22 protein-coding genes are annotated in these 19,151 nt (G+C 64.1%); 7 read left to right on the forward strand and 15 right to left on the reverse strand.

Features of this window, described 5'->3' with window-relative positions; all coding sequences use genetic code 11:
* Nucleotides 1-19: 19 nt before the first annotated feature.
* The 5 genes from CH293_RS09450 to CH293_RS09465 all read right to left on the reverse strand — a co-directional run bounded on the left by CH293_RS09450 (nt 20) and on the right by CH293_RS09465 (nt 2,365).
* Nucleotides 20-586, reverse strand: coding sequence for a DUF6188 family protein (locus CH293_RS09450; protein WP_037109759.1), 567 nt, complete (start codon nt 584-586; stop codon nt 20-22).
* On the reverse strand, nt 583-984 hold the full coding sequence (locus CH293_RS28520) for an LLM class flavin-dependent oxidoreductase (RefSeq protein WP_255122779.1): 402 nt from the start codon (nt 982-984) through the stop codon (nt 583-585). Before CH293_RS28520 ends, CH293_RS09450 begins: the two co-directional genes overlap by 4 nt.
* On the reverse strand, nt 968-1,339 hold the full coding sequence (locus tag CH293_RS28525) for an LLM class flavin-dependent oxidoreductase (protein WP_255122781.1): 372 nt from the start codon (nt 1,337-1,339) through the stop codon (nt 968-970). Before CH293_RS28525 ends, CH293_RS28520 begins: the two co-directional genes overlap by 17 nt.
* Before the next feature lie 154 nt (nt 1,340-1,493).
* Nucleotides 1,494-2,063 (reverse strand): hypothetical protein, encoded by a 570-nt coding sequence (locus tag CH293_RS09460; RefSeq protein ID WP_255122782.1) that lies wholly within the window; start codon nt 2,061-2,063, stop codon nt 1,494-1,496.
* Nucleotides 2,064-2,104: 41 nt separating this feature from the next.
* Nucleotides 2,105-2,365 carry a PLD nuclease N-terminal domain-containing protein gene (locus CH293_RS09465; RefSeq protein ID WP_019665173.1) on the reverse strand — a complete coding sequence of 87 codons (261 nt, stop codon included), beginning with the start codon at nt 2,363-2,365 and terminating at the stop codon, nt 2,105-2,107.
* A 143-nt stretch (nt 2,366-2,508) separates the two neighbouring features.
* On the opposite strand from CH293_RS09465, the gene CH293_RS09470 reads away from it, so the two are divergent.
* Nucleotides 2,509-3,081 carry a nucleotidyltransferase family protein gene (locus CH293_RS09470; protein ID WP_094720060.1) on the forward strand — a complete coding sequence of 191 codons (573 nt, stop codon included), beginning with the start codon at nt 2,509-2,511 and terminating at the stop codon, nt 3,079-3,081.
* A gap of 10 nt (nt 3,082-3,091) precedes the next feature.
* Here the strand turns inward: CH293_RS09470 and CH293_RS09475 are convergent, their stop codons facing one another.
* Nucleotides 3,092-3,622 carry an SWIM zinc finger family protein gene (locus tag CH293_RS09475; protein ID WP_037109764.1) on the reverse strand — a complete coding sequence of 177 codons (531 nt, stop codon included), beginning with the start codon at nt 3,620-3,622 and terminating at the stop codon, nt 3,092-3,094.
* On the reverse strand, nt 3,619-5,421 hold the full coding sequence (locus CH293_RS09480; protein WP_094720061.1) for a DEAD/DEAH box helicase: 1,803 nt from the start codon (nt 5,419-5,421) through the stop codon (nt 3,619-3,621). Before CH293_RS09480 ends, CH293_RS09475 begins: the two co-directional genes overlap by 4 nt.
* A gap of 364 nt (nt 5,422-5,785) precedes the next feature.
* Here CH293_RS09480 and CH293_RS09485 point away from each other — a divergent pair, with 364 nt between their 5' ends.
* Nucleotides 5,786-7,006, forward strand: coding sequence for an ATP-binding protein (locus CH293_RS09485; RefSeq protein ID WP_094720062.1), 1,221 nt, complete (start codon nt 5,786-5,788; stop codon nt 7,004-7,006).
* A gap of 18 nt (nt 7,007-7,024) precedes the next feature.
* Here CH293_RS09485 and CH293_RS09490 read toward each other — a convergent pair whose 3' ends face one another.
* Together CH293_RS09490 and CH293_RS09495 are read right to left on the reverse strand one after the other, a co-directional pair.
* Complete coding sequence (locus CH293_RS09490) at nt 7,025-7,432, reverse strand: glyoxalase superfamily protein (protein ID WP_255122783.1); 408 nt, start codon at nt 7,430-7,432, stop codon at nt 7,025-7,027.
* Nucleotides 7,433-7,515: 83 nt separating this feature from the next.
* Complete coding sequence (locus CH293_RS09495) at nt 7,516-8,100, reverse strand: TetR/AcrR family transcriptional regulator (protein WP_037109774.1); 585 nt, start codon at nt 8,098-8,100, stop codon at nt 7,516-7,518.
* Nucleotides 8,101-8,179: 79 nt separating this feature from the next.
* Between CH293_RS09495 and CH293_RS09500 the strand changes: the two genes are divergently transcribed.
* Complete coding sequence (locus CH293_RS09500; protein ID WP_094720064.1) at nt 8,180-8,791, forward strand: NAD(P)H-dependent oxidoreductase; 612 nt, start codon at nt 8,180-8,182, stop codon at nt 8,789-8,791.
* 282 nt (nt 8,792-9,073) lie between these two features.
* Nucleotides 9,074-9,760: a methyltransferase domain-containing protein gene (locus tag CH293_RS09505; RefSeq protein ID WP_094720065.1), complete on the forward strand. Its 687-nt coding sequence runs from the start codon at nt 9,074-9,076 to the stop codon at nt 9,758-9,760.
* Between the two features lie 16 nt (nt 9,761-9,776).
* On the opposite strand, the gene dnaB is transcribed toward CH293_RS09505, so the two are convergent.
* From dnaB to rpsF, 6 genes are all read right to left on the reverse strand, one after another.
* A complete protein-coding gene (gene dnaB / locus CH293_RS09510; RefSeq protein WP_027498586.1) occupies nt 9,777-11,174 on the reverse strand; it encodes a replicative DNA helicase in 1,398 nt (465 codons plus the stop codon).
* A gap of 763 nt (nt 11,175-11,937) precedes the next feature.
* The gene (locus CH293_RS09515; RefSeq protein ID WP_369597560.1) at nt 11,938-14,124 is read right to left on the reverse strand and encodes a SulP family inorganic anion transporter; all 2,187 of its coding nucleotides are present in this window, start codon (nt 14,122-14,124) and stop codon (nt 11,938-11,940) included.
* 314 nt (nt 14,125-14,438) lie between these two features.
* On the reverse strand, nt 14,439-14,894 hold the full coding sequence (rplI, locus tag CH293_RS09520) for a 50S ribosomal protein L9 (RefSeq protein WP_019665162.1): 456 nt from the start codon (nt 14,892-14,894) through the stop codon (nt 14,439-14,441).
* Between the two features lie 16 nt (nt 14,895-14,910).
* Nucleotides 14,911-15,153, reverse strand: a complete 243-nt coding sequence (rpsR, locus tag CH293_RS09525; RefSeq protein WP_019665161.1) for a 30S ribosomal protein S18 — start codon at nt 15,151-15,153, stop codon at nt 14,911-14,913.
* Between the two features lie 43 nt (nt 15,154-15,196).
* On the reverse strand, nt 15,197-15,736 hold the full coding sequence (locus CH293_RS09530; protein WP_019665160.1) for a single-stranded DNA-binding protein: 540 nt from the start codon (nt 15,734-15,736) through the stop codon (nt 15,197-15,199).
* A gap of 58 nt (nt 15,737-15,794) precedes the next feature.
* Nucleotides 15,795-16,082 carry a 30S ribosomal protein S6 gene (gene rpsF, locus CH293_RS09535; protein ID WP_026347802.1) on the reverse strand — a complete coding sequence of 96 codons (288 nt, stop codon included), beginning with the start codon at nt 16,080-16,082 and terminating at the stop codon, nt 15,795-15,797.
* 229 nt (nt 16,083-16,311) lie between these two features.
* Between rpsF and CH293_RS09540 the strand changes: the two genes are divergently transcribed.
* The 3 genes from CH293_RS09540 (at nt 16,312) to CH293_RS09550 (ending at nt 19,137) form a co-directional block, all read left to right on the forward strand.
* A complete protein-coding gene (locus CH293_RS09540; RefSeq protein ID WP_094720067.1) occupies nt 16,312-17,667 on the forward strand; it encodes a glycosyltransferase family 87 protein in 1,356 nt (451 codons plus the stop codon).
* Nucleotides 17,668-17,885: 218 nt separating this feature from the next.
* Entirely contained in the window at nt 17,886-18,569 is a 684-nt protein-coding gene (locus CH293_RS09545) for a response regulator (RefSeq protein WP_176459964.1), read from the forward strand.
* 169 nt (nt 18,570-18,738) lie between these two features.
* Nucleotides 18,739-19,137, forward strand: a complete 399-nt coding sequence (locus CH293_RS09550) for a response regulator transcription factor (RefSeq protein ID WP_037109786.1) — start codon at nt 18,739-18,741, stop codon at nt 19,135-19,137.
* Nucleotides 19,138-19,151 lie beyond the last annotated feature (14 nt).

Below are 19,151 nucleotides of genomic sequence, written 5' to 3' on the forward strand. Positions count from 1 at the left end.
CTACCCGAGAACTCCGATGTCAGAGAACATGACCCGAGGACAGCTCGATACCCCGCCCGACCCGAACGACGCTCTCGCGCAGAATCAGATAGGCCGACTCCAGATCCACATTCGTCGCCAGCACAGTACCGTCCGAGAATTGAATCCCACCGTGCTCACCGGACGAAACACGCACGACGGTCGAGCCGATTGCCGGTGAACCGGTCGGTGACGCAGGCGCGGCGGACGTTTCCGGCGCGTCCAGCGTCTCGATGATGCCGCCGGGAAGGCACAGCACCGTCGCACCGTCCGGCGCCGTGTATTCCCAGGACTCGACTTCCTCCCGGGGGGCTGCGGTGACGGCAGTTCCATCGTCGAACTGCAGCGTCAGCGTGCCGTCCGCAGACAACTCGGACAACGTGCACCGCGCGGTCAGCAGGGACGTCAATGCACGCAGCCCCTCGAACTGGTTGTCCTCGTCGAACCGTGTGCCACCGATGTCGAGCTGACTGAACGCCACCGCCGAACCGTCGTCGAAGCCGATACTCAGATCGAAGTCGAGGTGAACGTTCCGCACTCGTGCGTTCTGCACGTCGACCGTCGTCACCGGGGAGGTCCCCCGGAGGCGAGGTGGACGGCGCGCTGGAACACACCGTTCAGATCGGTTGTCTGCGGGCCTGGTTCGAGGACCAGAGTGGTCGCACCGGCCTCGACGTACGCGTCGAGGTCATCCACCTGATCCGACACGTACACGACGATGTCGTGGCCCGGCCCACCGACGATGTGGCCGATGGCGTCGCGGACCTGCTGCGGCGTCGTGGAACTCGTCAGGATCGTCCCGCAGCTCGTCTCGCCGCTCACACTAAGGGTTTTCGGTCGCGTCGCACCGACCAGAAGTGGCGGAGGCACCGCCGGCGGCCAATCCAAGCGGACGTTGTCCAACGAGACGTAGCGGCCTCGAACGTCAACCGTCTCACCTGCCAGCAGACTAGTCAGTGCCGTCATCTGCTCGCGAAGAAGAGTCAGCGGGGACTGCACTCGCGCCCCGAACCTGGCCCATCCAATCCTGCACACCGTGACCGAGCCCGACCCGCGTCCGTCCCGGGTGCAGCCGAGCCAGAGCAGCGACCTCCATCGCCGTGGACGCGACGTTCCGCAGCGGGGTGGGCAGGACTCCGATCCCGACCTTCACCCGCGGCGTCACCGCGAGAACAGTTGCGGCCATGGAGATTCCCCCGGAGAAGAAACAGTCCTCCCACAGCCAGATCTCGTCCACCCCCGCCGTGTCGGCCGCACGCGCCGCGTCGACGATGGCCTCCGGCGGCAGTTCCGGTCTCAGCACAACACCGAATCGCGTCATCACATCCCCTTCTCTTCCACTTCATCCTCCACTCCCGCTTCACCGAAGGTCATTCCGCAGGCTCCACTCCCGCCCCACCGAAGGTCATTCCGCAGGCTCCACTCCCGCCGCACCGAAGGTCATTCCGCAGGCTCCACTCCCGCCCCACCGAAGGTCAGGATCGACGCCTACCCAGCAGAAGAACCCCGCCGACGGCAACGACCACGCTGACCACTCCGGCGACCCCGAGCCACAGCGTCGCACCGATCGGAGGGGAATCGGTCTCCAGCACGGTGGGAGTGCCGTAGGAGCGCTCGGCAGCGTCGCGCGTCGTACGATCGGTCCCCGGCGCCGTGGCCGAACAGCTGTTGACCTGCAAACGATCCCGCGACGACTCACCGCGTTGGGCGAAGAAGATGTATTCGTCACCGACCGCCAGCGTCGAGCCACACGCGGCCGACTCCGCGGCCGTCGACACCACGGCGTCGGCATCCACGTCACCGTCGTAGATCTCGCTGACCCGAACGCTGTAGGTGAGTGTGCTGCCGTCGTCGCGGACATCGGTCGCCACCCCGACGAAGACCGCGCCGTCGGGAGACGAGTGCTGTCGAACACGGTCACTCACCTGAGACAGGCCGTAGGCACACGTGCAAGCCTGCGCGACGGGGGGAGTGATGCCGGTCGCCAACCCTGCCGCCACGGCACCGACCAACACGACTCGCCCTGCGATCCGCCCCGTACGCATGAGACCAGCGTCGCACGCCACGTCGGTGCAGTCCATGCGTCCTACCGCGGACGGTCGGTCGTGAAACTCGAACCGCGACCCCAGACGAACCACACGATCGTCCCCAGAAACGGGAACGCCAGCACGATCAGGACCCAGATCGCTTTGCCAGCGGTCGTGTAGTTCTTCGACTGCAGAATGCTGACCAGGGCGGCGACGAACAACGCGAACGCCGCGACGACAAGGATCAGAATCAGAACCCCGAAACCGAGCCCGAAAACCGTGGTGGCCGTGTCGTCCTGCGCGCTGAGTTCCAGCAACATCGAACGTTCCTTTCGTCGAAGCGGTGATGTGCACTCCACCCTACGAACGCGGGAGCCGTCACACATCGTCGTTGCGATGTACATTCCGTACGCCTTCGGAACGACTCGACCCCGACCTCGGGTGCTGTGGCACGATCGGACGAATGGGGCGTGACGACTTTCTGGCGGCCATCGGAACCAACCCTGTGGTCGTCGAGATCCTCGAGCGTGGACCAGAACTCGGGTTCACCGACTGGTATCTGACGGCAGGTGGCCTGTTCCAGACCGTCTGGAACCACGTCACCGGTTCCGATCCTCGAGCCGGCATACGCGACTACGACTTTCTCTACTACGACGGCACGGACCTGTCGTACGAATCAGAGGATCGCGTCATTCGACGTGCGGAAACTCTGTTCGCCGATCTGGGAGTCGACGTCGAGGTGCGCAACCAAGCCCGCGTTCATCTCTGGTACGAAGATCGCTTCGGCGCACCGGTGAAGCCGTTCCGGAGCACGGAGGACGGAATCGACCACTTCGTGTCCACCACCTGCTGTTTCGGGGCACGCAGCGAGAACGACGGAACGACGACGGTGTACGCACCGCACGGATTCGACGACGTGTTCGCCGGGGTGATCAGGCCGAACCCGCTCCTCCCGATGCGGCACGTCTACGAGTCGAAGGCCGCCCGGTGGACGTCGATCTGGCCGCATCTGACGGTTCTCCCGTGGCCGGAGTAGATGCGCTGTCCTACCCGTAGAAGGTCGCCGGGTCGAGGCCGTCGATCGGCAGCCGAGCCGCATCGGCGTCGGGCGAGGTACTCACCCCGCGCAACTCGATCGCCGACACCGGGCGCTCGTCCATGCGTCGAGCAATCTCGAAGAACACCGCGAGCACGTGCACACAGGGACGAGTTCGTTGCGGGCAGTCGCAGTCGGCGGTCAGCTCGTCACGACTCGGACCGGCGGGCATGCCTGCCTTCGACCAATCGGCGTGGACTGAATCCGGCACGTCGCCGGCGGGTAGACCGCGCAGCGCTGCTCGGGCAGACTTCGCAGCGTCGTCCGCCCAGATTGGACAGTGCAGGCTGACGTGCTGGTCACGCGCCCCGAACACGGTTGCCGTGATCGACCCGGCCGCGATAACGACGTCGCCGACCTTGTCGTTTCGGACCAGTGATCGAGCCCGAGGAAGCGCGGGATTCGGTCGGGTGATGGACGTCGGCTGCGCCAGCCGTACCCAGTCACGCCCCCACGCAGTGACTCCGAGATCGTCACTCATCGGCCTGCTCCGATCTCGAGCAGCTCGCGAAGCTGACCGTCCGACAGTTTCGCCAGATCGCCACCGATGTCGAGCGCCGCTTCGCTGGTCGCGATGTCCGCGAGGTCACGCTTGTGTCCGTGCATGTCGTCGATCGACTGCTCGAGGGTTCGTTCGGTGAGCAACGTGTGCACCGTGACGGTCTGCGTCTGCCCGATTCGGTGGGCGCGATCGCTCGCCTGGCTCTCCACGGCCGGGTTCCACCAGCGATCGAAATGAACGACGTGGGACGCACGAGTGAGGTTGAGGCCGAACCCGGCCGCGCGCAGACTCAGAATCAGAATCGGTGGGCCGTCGCCCGATTGAAAGTCGTCGACCATCGTCTCGCGGGCCGCGGTGGACAGACCGCCATGCAAGAACGGCACCGGATGTCCGGTGACCTCGTCACCGAGATGACGGGACAACAACTCGCCGGTTCCGCGATACTGGGTGAACACGAGCGCCGCCTGCCCGTCGTCGACGATCTCCGACAGCATCTCCGTCACCCGATCGAGTTTGCCTGATCTGCCCTGGATTTCGGCGCCGGTGCCGTCGACGAGCTCGGGATGATTGCAAATCTGTTTGAGGCGAGTGAGCAACGTCAGGATCCGTCCCCTGCGTCCTATCCCCGTCCCGAATCCTTCGGTCAACGAGCTGTCGAGGTGACGCCGATACAGCCGCTCCTGCTCCTGGGTGAGCGTGCAGACCACCGAATTCATCACCTTGGCAGGAAGTTCGGGCGCAACATCGACCTTGCGTCGCCGCAGAATGTGCGGCCCCACGAGCTCCCGAAGCCGGCCGGCGGCGGCATCGGACCGCTTCTGCTCGATGGAGACGACGAAGCGGCGACGGAAGCGCGCGCGTGCTCCCAGAACGTCGGGCGATGCGAACGCCATCAGGGACCAGAGTTCGTCGAGTCGATTCTCCACCGGAGTACCTGTCATCGCGATGCGCAGTTGCGCCTGCAGCCTCCTGGCCGCGCGCGCCTGTTGCGAATCGGAGTTCTTGATCTGCTGTGCCTCGTCGAGAACCACTGTGTCCCAGCCTGCTTCCGTGAGCAGTTCCGCATCGCTCCGGAGCGTCGGATAGCTGGTGATCACAACGGAACCCGACCGAACGTGCGCGAGGCTCCGCATCCTCGACGGCCCGTGATGAACGTGAACCTCGACACCCGGCGCGAACTTGGCCAGTTCCCGAGCCCAGTTGCCGACCAACGACGTCGGGCACACGACCAGATGCGGCGCGGCGCAGCGCAGTGTGAAGACCGCGATCGCCTGCACAGTCTTTCCCAGGCCCATCTCGTCGGCCAGGATTCCGCCGCCGCTCGCTGCAACGGCATTCATCCACGCGACGCCTGCCCGCTGGTAGGGCCGGAGTTCTGCCCGCAGAAGCGTCGGCTCACCCGGCTGCCGATGCAGCGCTGCGTCGACTGTGGACATCGCGGACCAGATCGTCGTCGTGTCGAGACCGACCGCCGCGTGTCCTGCAACCGGGAGCGACGAGACAAGTCCCTCCACGTTCCCACCAGCCGCGGCCACCACTGCAATCCGCGCCCAGACCCGCAGCGACCGACTCGCGTGATCTCCCGGTCGCCACGTGGTGAGCGCAGTGAGCGCGTCCTGCGTGTCCACCAGTGCAACCGGAACCGACCGCGCGTGCACCGATTCGGCGGCGGCGTCGGGCAAAGCGATGGTCAACGACGCCGGAGTTCCCGAAGGTAGTCCGGCCTCGGCGGCGTCATGAGAGGGCGCGTCCGTGCCCCACCACACGAACTTGTCCAACTCGATCGAGTAGCACGCTTGCAGTGTTCCGGGGAGGCTCGCATCGACCGATGGTTCGTCGGTTCGGACGTCTACCGTCGTGGAAATATTCGTGACCTCCGGTCAGGGCACTGTGAGGTCCGACAAACCGCGTCGGACCCAACCTGGTGGGCGGTGAGGGATGGCGGGTTCCGATCGTTCGGTGATCGGCAGTGGGACAGCGCGGTCTGCCACCATCCGTCGGTTGAAGACCGTCGAGAGTAGACCGAAGTGCCGAAGTGTGCAATAACCGATCTGCGCGGCCGGTGTACGTCACTTTTCTCGCATGTCACAGAGTTTCTCGCAGCGATGTACTTACCTGCCGAGTGCCCATATAACTCTTCCTATGAACAATCCCTACACACCCGAGTCGGGCGAGGTGCCGGGGGAACTGGCGGGACGCGAGAAGTACCGATCGGCGTTCATCACTCTGCTCGACGGCCTCGAACGCGGTTACACTGCACGATCGCAGCTGATCACCGGCATGCGCGGCACCGGTAAGACCGTACTGCTTCGCGAGTACGTCTCGATCGCGCGGTCGAGACGATGGGCGATCGTCGACATCGATGCGGTCCGACGAGACGACGACGGATTCCGACGACAACTGGCCTTCGAATGCCGCAGTGCCCTGCTGGCCGTGTCCGCGCGCGGGCACTGGGGATCGGAGGCCAAAAGAGCGTCCGGTGTGCTCGGCTCGTTCGCCTCCGTGCTCGGACCGAGCAGTCCCCTCACCGCGGATTGGACCGAGACGACGCCCGGAGCAGCCGACACCGGACAGTTGGCCGCGGACACGACGGCGACCTTCCTGGCGCTGGGAGAGGCCGCGCGTGCCCACGACACAGGCATCGTCTTCGTGATCGACGAGCTACAGCGGCTCACCTCGGCACAGCTCTCCGCACTGATCGACGCGTTCCATCGTTGCTACCTTCGCGAACTGCCGCTCACGGTCGTCGGTGCAGGGCTCACCGATCCCGTCGACGAGATACCAGAGGGCGCGCAGCCGCCGAACCGACCGACAGTGGACGAGGTTCGATCGCGCGCGGACCGCCTGTTCGAATTCCCGGTTCTCGGCGCTCTCGCCGACGCCGATGCCGCCGCGACGCTGCGCAGCGGAGGGTCGTGGACGGACGGAGCGGTCCTGGCCGCGTCGACGATCACCGGGCGATTTCCGGCGTTGCTGCACGCCCTCGGATTCGTCGTCTGGGACGCGCAGGATAGTGACGCCGTCACGGAGGCCGACGTCGAGACCGCCGTCCCCGAATACCAAAAGTTCGTGGACAAGACATTCTTCCGCCGAAACCTCCCTCGTGTCGGCGAATTGGACCTCGCATACCTGCGCGCCGTCGTTGATGCTCCCGCCGAGATCGACACCGCACGAGCCCTCGAACGCACCGTCGCGCAGTGCGCGGAGACGCGAGCGGGACTGGTGAACAGAGGGCTGCTGCACATCACGAAGAACAACGAATCGGTCTTCACCACACCGCACTTCGAGAGTTTTCTGCTACGAACGATGCCGACACTGGAAGTACCTGCCCGCAAACAGCGCCGACGACGCTACGACCCGTGAACGGTGTCACCGGTCGAATTACTCGTCCGGGTCCTCTACTTGGCAGAAACGCAGCACGTTCGACGACGGATCGATCACGGTCACCGTCGGCCCACCCGGCGCATCGGTGTCCAGACCCGGCCGCATCGACCGATACTCGGCGGCGTCGAGCTGCCGATGGAACGCCCGAATGTCCTCAACCGGAATCCACACGACAGTCCCCGGTGTTCCATCTCCATGATGCTCCGACAGATCGAGCACCGAACCGGAACGACGAACCCTCATGTACAACGGCATCCCGGGCTCGAACCTGTGCTCCCACTCCACGTCGTAACCCAGATAATCGATGTAGAACGCGCGCGTAGCCGCGTCGTCGAACATGCGAAGAATCGGGATGCTCGGGCCCAGAGCGATGCCTGCGTCAGCGGGCCGTTTCTTCCACTTCACGTGCACTCACCTCACGTTCGCGTCGCCGAGACAACAGTACAAGCTTCTCGGCATGTCACGTCGAGCGCGGGAATCCGCCCGCTCTATGCCCCGCTCCTGCCGGCGACGGCGACGATGGTCTCGGCCAGTTCACCCGTGGCCTGATCCGGGGACAGGTCACCCGTCACCGCCGCACGAGACAGCGCCTCTGCCGCGCCGAAAATCGCGGTGATCGAGGGTACGGACACCCCCGTCGACGACTGGACGAACGGGGCGAGAATCTCGCGGCATCGTTGCGAATAAGCCTGGTCTGCAGCGCGTTTGACCTGTTCCAGCTCCGGAGATCCTTCCAGGGCAGCGAGTACTCCGGTGAGTTCGCGGCCCTGCGCGAGCGCGCACCCGACGTACGAGTTGGCAATGGCCGCGGCCCGGCCGTCGAGCGTCGCTTCTGCGTTGTCGAGGTACTCCTCGAGCATGGCCGCCTGACGGTCGTCGAACTCCTGGAAGAGCGCGGCCAACAGCACTGCTCTGGAGGCAAAATGGCTGTACACCACGGGTTTTGCAACTCCCGCCCGTTCCGCGAGCCGGCCGAGAGTGAGGGCGTCGGCGCCCTCTGCGCGGACGAGCGCCCACGACACCTCGATCAATTGGTCGTACCTCTCGGCACGCGACAACCTGGTCCGAGCCATCCACACACCTCCTTGCGCTATGTACCAACAGTAACCTACCTTTGGTACATAGCGTTCTTCGCCCAACGAAAGGATCTCCGTGAGCAGCCTCGTCGTAGTCTCCCATTCCGACCCGAACTCCCTCACCCACCACGTCGCACGTTCGACCATCGACGCGCTCGTCGACGCGGGCGACACGGTGGAGTTCGCAGACCTCGCCGCCGAGAACTTCGACCCCCGCTTCACCCGGGCCGACCTGGACCTCTTCCGCGGAACCGGAACCGTGGGCGCCGATATAGCGTCCGAGCAGGCCCGCGTCGACCGTGCGGACCACCTCGTCCTCGTCTTCCCCATGTACTGGTGGTCCATGCCCGCTCAGCTGAAAGGCTGGATCGACCGCGTGTTCATCAACGGATGGGCCTTCGACGACAGCCCCGACACCGGGTTCGTCAAGAAACTGGGTCGACTCACCATGCACCTCGTCGCCGTCGCAGCCGACGACGCCGACAGCTTCGGGCGCCACGGCATCGACCAAGCCTTCGCCATCCAGATCGAGCGCGGCATCGTCGAATACGTCGGCGCAACACTCGGATCCTCGACCTTCCTCCACGAATCCGAAACCAAGAGTCGCGAAACCCTTGCTGCCGAGGTGAACGTCATCGCCGACGCTATTGCAACCCGAGTGTCAGGGCGTGCCACCGTCGATGCATAGGGGTCAGGGGCTGGGCAGCGGCATGAATTGCCCGATACTTCGCCTGTTCGACGGGATCCGCCGATTCGGCCGCGTATCGAGCAATCCGTGTCGGGCCCTTTCACGGGCTGATGTGTTTCACTGATCAGGTGACCACGTTCGTACAGCTTCGGTGGCGGCCCTGAACCCGCGGCCCTGACCTGTGCACTCCTTCGGCCGCCTCATGTCGGCCGACGATTCTCACCTGCACATCGCGTTCGTGGTCGACGCCCGAGGTGGCCCCCATCCCGAGAGGACCACCCCATGACCCTCGACGTAGTGATGACCGCCAGATCGTTCGACGAATATCGTGCGATGTTCGGCCTGACCGACTCCGATCTGTCCCGTCGCATCCTCGACTGCCCTGCGGGCGCCTCCGGGTTCACCTGCGAGGCAACCGACCGCGGAGGCGACGTAACAGCCTGCGACGTGGCGTATTTCGCGGACGACCCGGAGGAACTCGCGTCCGTTGCACTGTCCGAGACTGATCGCGGGCACGCATACGTACTCGCGCACGCCGACCACTACGCATGGACGTTCTTCGCTGGACCCGACGAACACCGACTCGCCAGACACACCGCTGCGCAACAGTTTTCGGCCGATATAGAGCGGCACCCCGGCCGGTACGTTCCCGGGCGGCTACCGTCGTTGCCGTTCAGCGATGCCAGCTTCGATCTGGTGCTCAGCTCCCACCTACTGTTCAGCTACGCCGACAGCCTCGACGTCACGTTCCACCTCGACACGATCGTCGAACTCATGCGAGTCACGTCCCACGAGCTGCGAATATTTCCGCTCGTCCCGGTCGGGTCGTCGGAGCCCTATCCTCGGCTCGTCGAGTTGCTCGACGAACTGCGCAACCGAAACATTCACTGCCGCACAGCAGACGTCGACTACGAGTTCCAACGGGGCGCCACACAGATGCTCGTGTGCCACCACGGCCCATCCGGCTAGACACCCAGCGCGGCGATCAGCCCCTCGCCATGTCCACGAAACGCGACAGGTGCAGCTGGTGAGCCACCGTGATGGTCGCCGTCGGACCGTTACGGTGCTTACCCAGAATGAGGTCGGCCTCGCCGCCACGGGGGTCGTCGCGCTCGATGGCGTCGGGGCGGTGCAGGAGGATCACCATGTCGGCGTCCTGCTCGAGCGATCCGGACTCACGGAGGTCGGACACCATCGGCTTCTTGTCGGTGCGCTGCTCAGGACCACGGTTGAGCTGACACACGGCAACCACCGGGCATTCGAGTTCCTTGGCGAGAAGTTTGAGCTGACGGGAGAAGTCCGAGACTTCCTGCTGACGCGACTCAACCTTCTTGCCCGACGACATCAGCTGAAGGTAGTCCACGACAATCAACTTCAGACCGTTGCGCTGCTTCAGACGCCGAGCTTTGGCGCGAATCTCCATCATCGTCAGGTTGGGGGAGTCGTCGACGAACAGCGGCGCCTCGCTGATCTCGCTCATCCGTCGAGCAAGCTTGGTCCAGTCGTCGTCCGTCATCTTTCCCGAACGCATGTCACCGAGCTTGATCTTGGCCTCCGCCGACAGCAGACGCATCACGATCTCGGTGCGGCTCATCTCCAGCGAGAAAATGACACTGGGCATACCGTGCTTGATCGAGCACGACCGCATGAAATCCATACTCAGGGTCGATTTGCCCACACCAGGCCTCGCCGCGACGATGATCATCTGACCAGGGTGAAGACCGTTCGTGATTTCGTCGAGTTCGGCGAATCCGGTGGGCACACCGAGGGAGATACCGCCGCGACTGGCGATGGAGTCGATCTCGTCCATCGTCGGCTGCAGCAGCTCCTCCAGAGGGAGGAAGTCCTCGGAGGTACGACGCTCGGTGACCTCGTACACCTCTGCCTGCGCACGATCCACGACCTCGGCGACGTCCTGGCCGTCCGAACCCGCGTACCCGAACTGCACGATGCGAGTGCCGGCCTGCACGAGCCTGCGCAGGATCGACTTCTCGGCCACGATCTCCGCGTAATAACCGGCGTTCGCCGCAGTAGGAACAGTCTGCGTGAGCGTGATCAAGTACGGAGGACCCCCGATCCGCTTCAGGTCACCGCGACGATCCAGCTCCGCCGAGACAGTCACCGGGTCAGCGGGCTCTCCACGGCTGTAGAGGTCGAGAATGGCGTCGTACACGCTCTGATGCGCCGGGCGGTAGAAATCGCCGGGACGGAGCACCTCGAGCACGTCGGCGATGGCGTCCTTGCTGAGGAGCATGCCGCCCAGCACCGACTGCTCCGCAGCCATGTCCTGTGGGGGTTGACGACCGAAATCTTCGCCCGGGGCTTCACTGGGCGGCGGCTCGGAGGAGTAGTCCGATTGCCCTCGATCGTCCACAACTGCCACGTGAAGTCGACCGTCCTTTCCCCGTACGAAACCTCGCAGCCGACTACCGCACGACTACGTACCGACACAATTTCTACCCCTCGCCACCGACAAGAATCCCGCACGCGCACCAGCGATCGGGCGCTTCCGTGCGTCACCCCTTCTGCCGGTGGAGACACGCTGCTGGGACGTTAGGCGTAATCGTTTCCCGTCACAACACAGCCTGTGGATGAAACTGTGGATCGAATGTGGATAGTGCTGAACAACCGTGTTGACCATCTGGGGATAACCTGGGTATAACTTTCCGAATATCGACCATTTCGCCAGCTCAAAGGGTGTACATAAACTTTCTGTCCTGTGTATGAATTATTGCGCGGCGTGTCGCCCAAGTTGACAACTCGGGCGTGTTGAGTAAATGCGAAGTGAACAAACCAGTGATTCACGTCACAGTGTCTGGGAACACTCACAAAACCAGGCGTCAGCCCGGTTTCGCCGCATTCCTCCCGATTCTGCACCCGCCCACTCCACCCCACTCCGCCCGTAACACCCCGCCGTGCACCGCACCGTCCCCGCCCCGGACCGAAAGTGAGCTCCAGTCAGTCAGACGGACCAAACGGCACGTTCGCTCACGAAGCCGGGCCAACCACACACGCCCCCATCCGGACCCAATGTGGCGTTCGGTCACTCTGAGTGACCGGACGGTACATTCGGTCCGAAATGGGGGCGTGGAGCGTGGGACGGGACAACGGCCCGAGGGCCGAGCGGGTTAGACGGGCCGAGCGGGTTAGACGGGCTGAGCCTCGGCTGCATCGAGGACGGTGATGTCCTTGGTGCTGATTTGGAGGACGCGGGCGGTGGGGATGTCGAAGAAGAGCCCTGTGACCCGCAGTTTGCCCTCTGCGGAGGCGCGGCCGACGACGCGGTGTCGCGTGAGGGTCTGCAGCTGCACGGCGACGTTGACCATGGCGAGTTGGTCGCCTTCGGAGAAGCCGAGTTCTGCGGCTGCGCGTCCGACGGGGTGACCGCTGCGGTAGGCCTCTAGGCTTGCGAGGCCGTGTTCGAGCCATTCGACGACGCGTTCGTCGCCTGCTTTGTCCGGTCCGGCGAGGACAGCTTTCATCGCACCACAGCCGGAGTGACCGCAGACGACGACGGAGCTGGTGCCGAGGACGTCGACTCCGTAGGCGAGCGAGGCTTCCACCGAGGTGTCCTGACCCTGTGCCGGAATCATGTTGCCCATGTTCCGCACCGTGAAGAGGTCGCCCGGTCCGCTGCTGGTGATGGTGTTGGGCATGACCCGCGAGTCGACGCAGCACAGGAAGAACGTGTCCGGGTCCTGGAATTCGGTGAGACCCTGCAGGTGGGGTTTGATGGCCTCCGCGTGTGTCCGGTGGTACTCGGCGACGCCGGACAGGACCGGTCGCAGTGCGGGTGGGTTGTCGTCGACCGCACTGTCTTCCTTCAGCTGCCATGCCGACCACGGGGCCAACGAGCCACGGACGCTTGCGAGTCCGCGCTTCGGCGGTGCTTCGGCTGCGGCTGCGAGCGAGGCGGATCCGTTCTCTTCGATCTGCACCGTGCCGCCACCGAGTTCGTGCTGACGCACCCATTCGTGCAGATGTTCGTGCACTGCGTGGTCGAGGAAGTCGACGGCGAGTTCCATGTTGACTTTGGAACCGCTTGGTACGGAGGACAATACGTGGGTCAGGCGAGGAAGCGACAGGAAGCTCAGCGAACCTTGCATGTGTACACGCCAGGAACCGTCGACTGTCTCGTCGGCGTGCACGTGCGCCCACACGACGCGTCGCAGAACCAGGAAGATGGCGAGCGCCAATCCGATGAGCACGCCCTCGAGCAGGTTCAGTGCGACCACGCCGAGAACGGTGACCGCGTACACCGCGATGTCACCCGTCTTGCGGGCAATCCTGATGTCCGCCAACTTGATCAGCTGTACACCGATCATGACCAGCAGACCGGCGAGTGCGGCGAACGGAACCAGTTCGACGACCGAGATGAAGAGAACGGAGAAGACCAGGATCCACAGACCGTGCAGGATCGCCGACGCACGCGACTTGGCTCCGGCCTTGACGTTGGTGGAACTGCGCACGATCACACCGGTGACGGGGAGACCACCTGCGGCGCCGGAGACCATGTTGGCCGCACCCTGCCCGAGCAGTTCGCGGTCGAAGTTGGTGCGCGGTCCGGTGTGCATCTTGTCCACCGCGACGGCGGACAGCAAGCTCTCCACGCTGGCGATCAGTGCAATGGTCAGAACACCGGTGGCAACGCCTGCCCACTGGCCTTCGGGAAGCGCGGGGAGGCTCAACGCCTCGATCAGGTTGCCTGGCAGGTCGATTCGTTCGACGTTCAGATCGAGAACGACGGACAAGCCGGTAGCCGCTACGACAGCCACGAGCGCACCGGGCACCTTCGCCACTGCGCCCGGCAGCCTCGGCCACAGCAACATCAACGCGATGACGACGCCACCGACGAGGATGGACGGCCACTGGCCGTCGGCAACCGACGTGGGGATGGCCAGCAGATTCTCGACCGCCGAGCTCTCGGATTCACCACCGAGCAGAACGTGAATCTGTTGCAGCGCAATGGTTACACCGATTCCGGCAAGCATGGCATGCACCACCACCGGTGAGATGGCCAGCGCGTGGCGGGCAATTCGGCTCAGACCCAACAGGATCTGGACCGCACCTGCACCAACGGTGATGAGGCACGTTACGGCCCAACCGAATTGATTGACGAGCTCGGCCACCACCACGGTCAGACCTGCGGCCGGCCCACTGACCTGCAGCGGCGATCCACCCAGTGCGCCGGCGAGAATGCCGCCGATCACGGCTGCGATCAGTCCGGCCATCACGGGCGCACCCGATGCAACTGCGATACCGATCGAAAGTGGCACCGCCACAAGGAATACGACCAGCGATGCCGGTACGTCGAATTTCAGAATGCTCCCGATCCGAGATGGAGACTCGGACCCCTTCGTTGATGACTCGCTGTCCGATGAATCTTTGTCGACTGTCGTGGTCACGGCAGTTCCTCCGGGCGTCTAGGCGTCTGGTCGGTCGTTTGCGTGTCGCGTACGCACATCTGTGTGCTTCTGTCGCCCCTCGTTAAAGGGTACGCAAACCTTCGGTCACACGCCCGCGATGAGAGCCTCCTCACAATTGAAAACCGTTGCCGCAGTGTATTTTTTGTGACAAACCACGAAAAAAGCCCCACGAACCAAGGTTCGTGGGGCTTTTCCCAGCCGTATCGGGCCAGAAGCTTGAATCAGCTTCCGACGACCTCCAGCTTGAACTTCGCAGCCACATCGGGGTGCAGGTTCACGACGACGTCGTGCTTGCCCGTTGCCTTGATGTGAGCCTTGGGGAGATCGATGCTGCGCTTGTCGACGACCGGTCCGCCGGCTGCCTTGATGGCAGACGCGACGTCCGAGGCCGTTACGGAGCCGAACAGCTTGCCCGAGTCACCTGCGGTCTTGACCGACAGAGAAACCGACTCGAGGCCTTCGATGGCCTGCTTGAGCTCGTTGGCGTGCTCGAGGCCGCGAACGGCGCGAGCTTCCTGAGCGCGGCGGATGCCTTCGACCTGCTTCTGAGCTCCGCGGGTGGCCTGAATGGCCAGTCCACGGGGCAGCAGGAAGTTGCGGCCGTATCCGTCCTTGACCTCTACGGTGTCGCCGGGCGCACCGAGGTTGTCCACATCAGCGGTGAGGATCAGCTTCATGATGATCGCTCCTTTCTTATCGTGCCGTCGCGGCGTAAGGCAGCAGAGCTACCTCACGCGAGTTCTTCACGGCAACGGCCACGTCACGCTGATGCTGGACGCAGTTGCCGGTGACTCGACGCGCGCGGATCTTTCCGCGGTCGCTGACGTACTTACGCAGCAGCGTCGTGTCCTTGTAGTCGATCTGTGTGTTCTTTTCCTTGCAGAAGGAACACGCCTTCTTCTTGAGCACCTTGTCGCGCAATGGCGGTTTCGGCATGGTCTTTCTCCGTTACGTCTGATTGTTCTCGATCACGAAGGATCTAGAACGGAGGCTCGTCGTCCCCACCGCGAGACCCACCGAAGGAGCCCGACGCCTGCGGGGCACTGCCCCAAGGGTCGTCTCCACCGGAATTCGATCCCGAGTTGGAGTTCGAGCGTCCGCCGCCCGATCCACCCGAGGAACCACCGAAGCCGCCGCCTCCGCCACCTCCACCACGATTGGCTTTGTTGACCTTGGCGGTGGCGTAGCGAAGCGAAGGACCGATCTCGTCGACTTCGAGCTCGACAACAGTCCGCTTCTCGCCTTCACGCGTTTCGTACGAACGCTGCCTGAGCCTGCCGGTCACGACGACGCGTGCCCCTCGGGTCAAGCTCTCGGCCACGTTCTCCGCAGCTTCACGCCAGATGTTGCAGCGCATGAAGAGTGCGTCTCCGTCTTTCCATTCGTTGGACTGACGGTCGAACGTGCGCGGTGTGGACGCAACGGTGAAGTTGGCCACGGCCGCACCGGCCGGGGTGAAACGAAGTTCTGGATCTGCCGTCAAGTTCCCGACGACGGTGATGACGGTCTCGCCTGCCATGGTTCCTCTTTCAGTAGTAAGTCTTTGTTGATGCCAGCCTAGAGGCGAGCAACGACAATTACTTGCCCTGTCGCAGGACCTTCGTGCGCAGAACGGACTCGTTGAGTCCGAGCTGGCGGTCGAGCTCGCTGACGGTGGCAGGCGCGGCGTTGATGTTCACAACGGCGTAGATGCCCTCGGCGTGCTTGGCGATCTCGTAGGCCAGACGACGCTTGCCCCAGACGTCGACCTTGTCGACGCTGCCGCCGTCCTTGCGAACGACGTTGAGGAACGTATCGAGCGACGGAGCGACAGTGCGCTCGTCCAGATTGGGGTCGAGAATGACCATCAATTCGTAATGACGCATAAGACCTCATCACCTCCTGTGGACTGAGTGAAAACGGCCACGGACGATCCGTGGCAGGAGGGTCGTTGCGTCAGCAACCCTTGGAGGGTACACGGCCATGCCCTGACCTGCGAAATCAGACGACGGTTCCGACGACCGCCTCGGCTCGTCCTAGGCTTACCTCATGCATCCAGGTGGACGGTCGTCTCGTGGGCGTCGCCTGCCATCGGCCGCCGCGTCGACGTCGACGATGATCGTCCTGGTCGCGTCCTGTGCGCTGACGTTGATTCTCGGCTACCTCAACAAGGCCAGATGTGCCGTGGCGCCGTTCTACGACAACGGCCGGAGCACGACGTTCGACGCCGTCAAGGACAGTTGGGTCTGCTACTCGGACATTCAGTTCCTGTGGCTCGGCCGCGACATCGACAACCACGTGTTCCCCTACCTTCACGGTGCGATCACCTCCAACGGAGTGTTGACGGGTGGAACGGTCGAGTACCCCGTGCTGAGCGGGGTGTTGATGTGGCTCGGCGCAGTACCGGCCCACACCGACGCCGAGTTCCTGCTCTACACGGCTCTGCTTCTCGCGCCGTTCGGGCTGATCACGGCGTGGATGCTGGGCCGACTGGCGGGGAAGTCCGCATTGCTGTGGTCGGTGGGTCCGCCGTTGATCATGTACGCGTTCCACAACTGGGAACTGCCGGTGGTCGCGACGGCCGTCGGCGCAGTGTTCGTGATGAGCATGCGGATGTCGTTGCGGGTGAAGGCTGTTCTCGCGGCGGTACTGCTGGGAGTGGGTTTCTGTCTCAAGCTGTACCCAGGCGCCTTCGTTCTCCCGCTCGCCGCCTACGTCGCGTACGGCGGTGCGACGGGCCGAGTGCCTGGAACCAAGCTGGACATCCGCGGCGCGCTGTCCGTGCTGGCCGCCGCGGCAGCGACCGTCGTCGTCGTCAACCTTCCCTTCGCGGTCCTCGGATACGAGGGCTGGAAGGCCTCGTTCGCGTTCCAGAGTCTGCGACAAGCCGACATCACCACGAACTCGATCTGGTACTGGGGTCTGCGGCAACTGTGGGTGACCGACGCGATGACGGCGGAAAGTCACGAGCAAGCCGAGACCGCGTTCCAGAACACCGTCGACATCCTGTCGCCCCTTCTGGTGTTCGCGGCGTTCGGTCTTGCGCTGTGGATCGGTGTGCGACGCGCGAGTACCGAGCACGTGTATCCGTGGGTGGCTGTCAGCGGATCGATGCTGTGCGGATTTCTGCTGCTCCACAAGGTCCATTCGCCTCAGTACACGTTGTGGCTCATCCCGTTCTTCGTACTGCTCCGGGTCCCGTGGGCTCTGGTCGCCGCCTACCTGGTGGCCGATCTGTCGATGGGCATCGGCGTCTTCCGATACTTTGCCGCGCTCGCCCAGGGCACCGATGCAGGCACCGAGGAATTCTTCGTCGAATTCGGTGTGTGGGGTCGCGCCGTACTGCTGGTCGTTGCGTTCTTCGTGTTCGCGCGAGCGCGGCCGCGCTTCGATGCGTCCCGTTCCGGCAGCGACGTCCCGGCGCCCGACGTTCCCGCCTCGTCGACGACGTCGACATCCGCTGCTCCCTGACCGAGCTCCCTGACTTCTCCCCGTTCCACACCACTGACGTAACGAACCGGTCGCGTTGTTCGACATTCGACTCAGGCAGCCGAGTTCACCTCGGTTGAAACATCAGAGGTGGGGCAATGACAGTGGTTCCGGGGGCGACGACACCGCACATCGCGGCAGAGACGCGGCCGTCGACAGCGACGCAGCCAGTGGCAGTACAGCAATCAGCGCCGACGTCGATGGTCGCCGACACAGTGCGCGACACCACGACAGCTCGCCGACGGATCGGCCTGGTCGAGGATCACGAGTCCGTCGCGGTCGGTCTCCGCGCGATTCTGTCCGGCGAAGCCAATCTCGAGCTCGTCGCCGTGACCACCACCGTCGACGAGCTCGTCGGACTCGGCCAGCGGCTGGATCTCGTCGTCCTCGATCTTCGGCTGGGCGACGGTTCCTCACCGAGGTCCAACGTCGAGAAGCTGCACTCCGTCGGCGTGCAGGTCCTCGTCTACACCGGTGCCGAGAACCCGTTCCTCGTACGCTCCGCTGCGAGGGCGGGCGTGCTCGGCGTCGTCCGTAAGTCGGAACCCGCCGCCGCGATCGTGTCGGCCATTCGCCGGGCAGCGGCGGGCGGCCAGGTGGTCACGACCGATTGGGCCGCGGCCATCGACGGCGATCCGCATCTTCCCGACGTCGGACTCAGCCCACGCCAACGCGAAGTCTTGGCGCTGTACGCGTCCGGGGAGAAAGCTGCTCGCGTCGCCCGGCTGGCCGGGTTGTCCGAGCAGACGGTCAACGACTACCTCGTGCGTATCCGAAACAAGTACGCCGAGGCAGGCAGGCCCGCACCGACCAAGACCGATCTCTACAAGCGGGCGGTCGAAGACGGCTGGCTCCCGATGCCGGAGCCACCGAACCAGAATTGACGGCCACCGCGCCTGTGCGTCATCTCGGTCACAGTGCACGCCGTGTACATGGTTGTCGTTTCAATGCCCCTAGTTTTCAGGGCAGACAAACCTGGCAGTCAACTGTGAAGATCATTTACGCGAATGGTTGTGCCAGACCACAACCGCTGGAACCTCGGGGAGAATTCACATGACAGTCAGCATCGACGCCTCAGCTTTCGACGCTTCAGCCTTCGACGCTTCGGCCTCGAGTACGGGCAGCGGGCTCGGCACCGCAGTCCCGCGACGGACCATGTCTCTCGTCCCACCGCCCATCCAGCTGCCTCCGACCGGCGGATCGCGCGCAACCGGACCGTTTCTCCCTCGGCCCATGCTCACCCAGCGCGAGATCGAGGTGCTCACCGGCTGGATCAAGTGCGACTCCAAGGTCGAGGTCGCGAAGTCGCTGTTCCTGTCGCTGGGAACCGTCAACACTCATCTCACTCGTATTCGCGCGAAGTACGCCGCTGTCGGCCGTACTGCGTCCACCAAGGCGTCACTCGTTGCCCGTGCCCTGCAGGACGGCCTGATCGACATCGCCGATCTCTGACGCCCACCGTCTGC

Origin of the sequence: Rhodococcus sp. 14-2470-1b (assembly GCF_002259415.1) — a bacterium.
GTDB lineage: Bacteria > Actinomycetota > Actinomycetes > Mycobacteriales > Mycobacteriaceae > Rhodococcoides.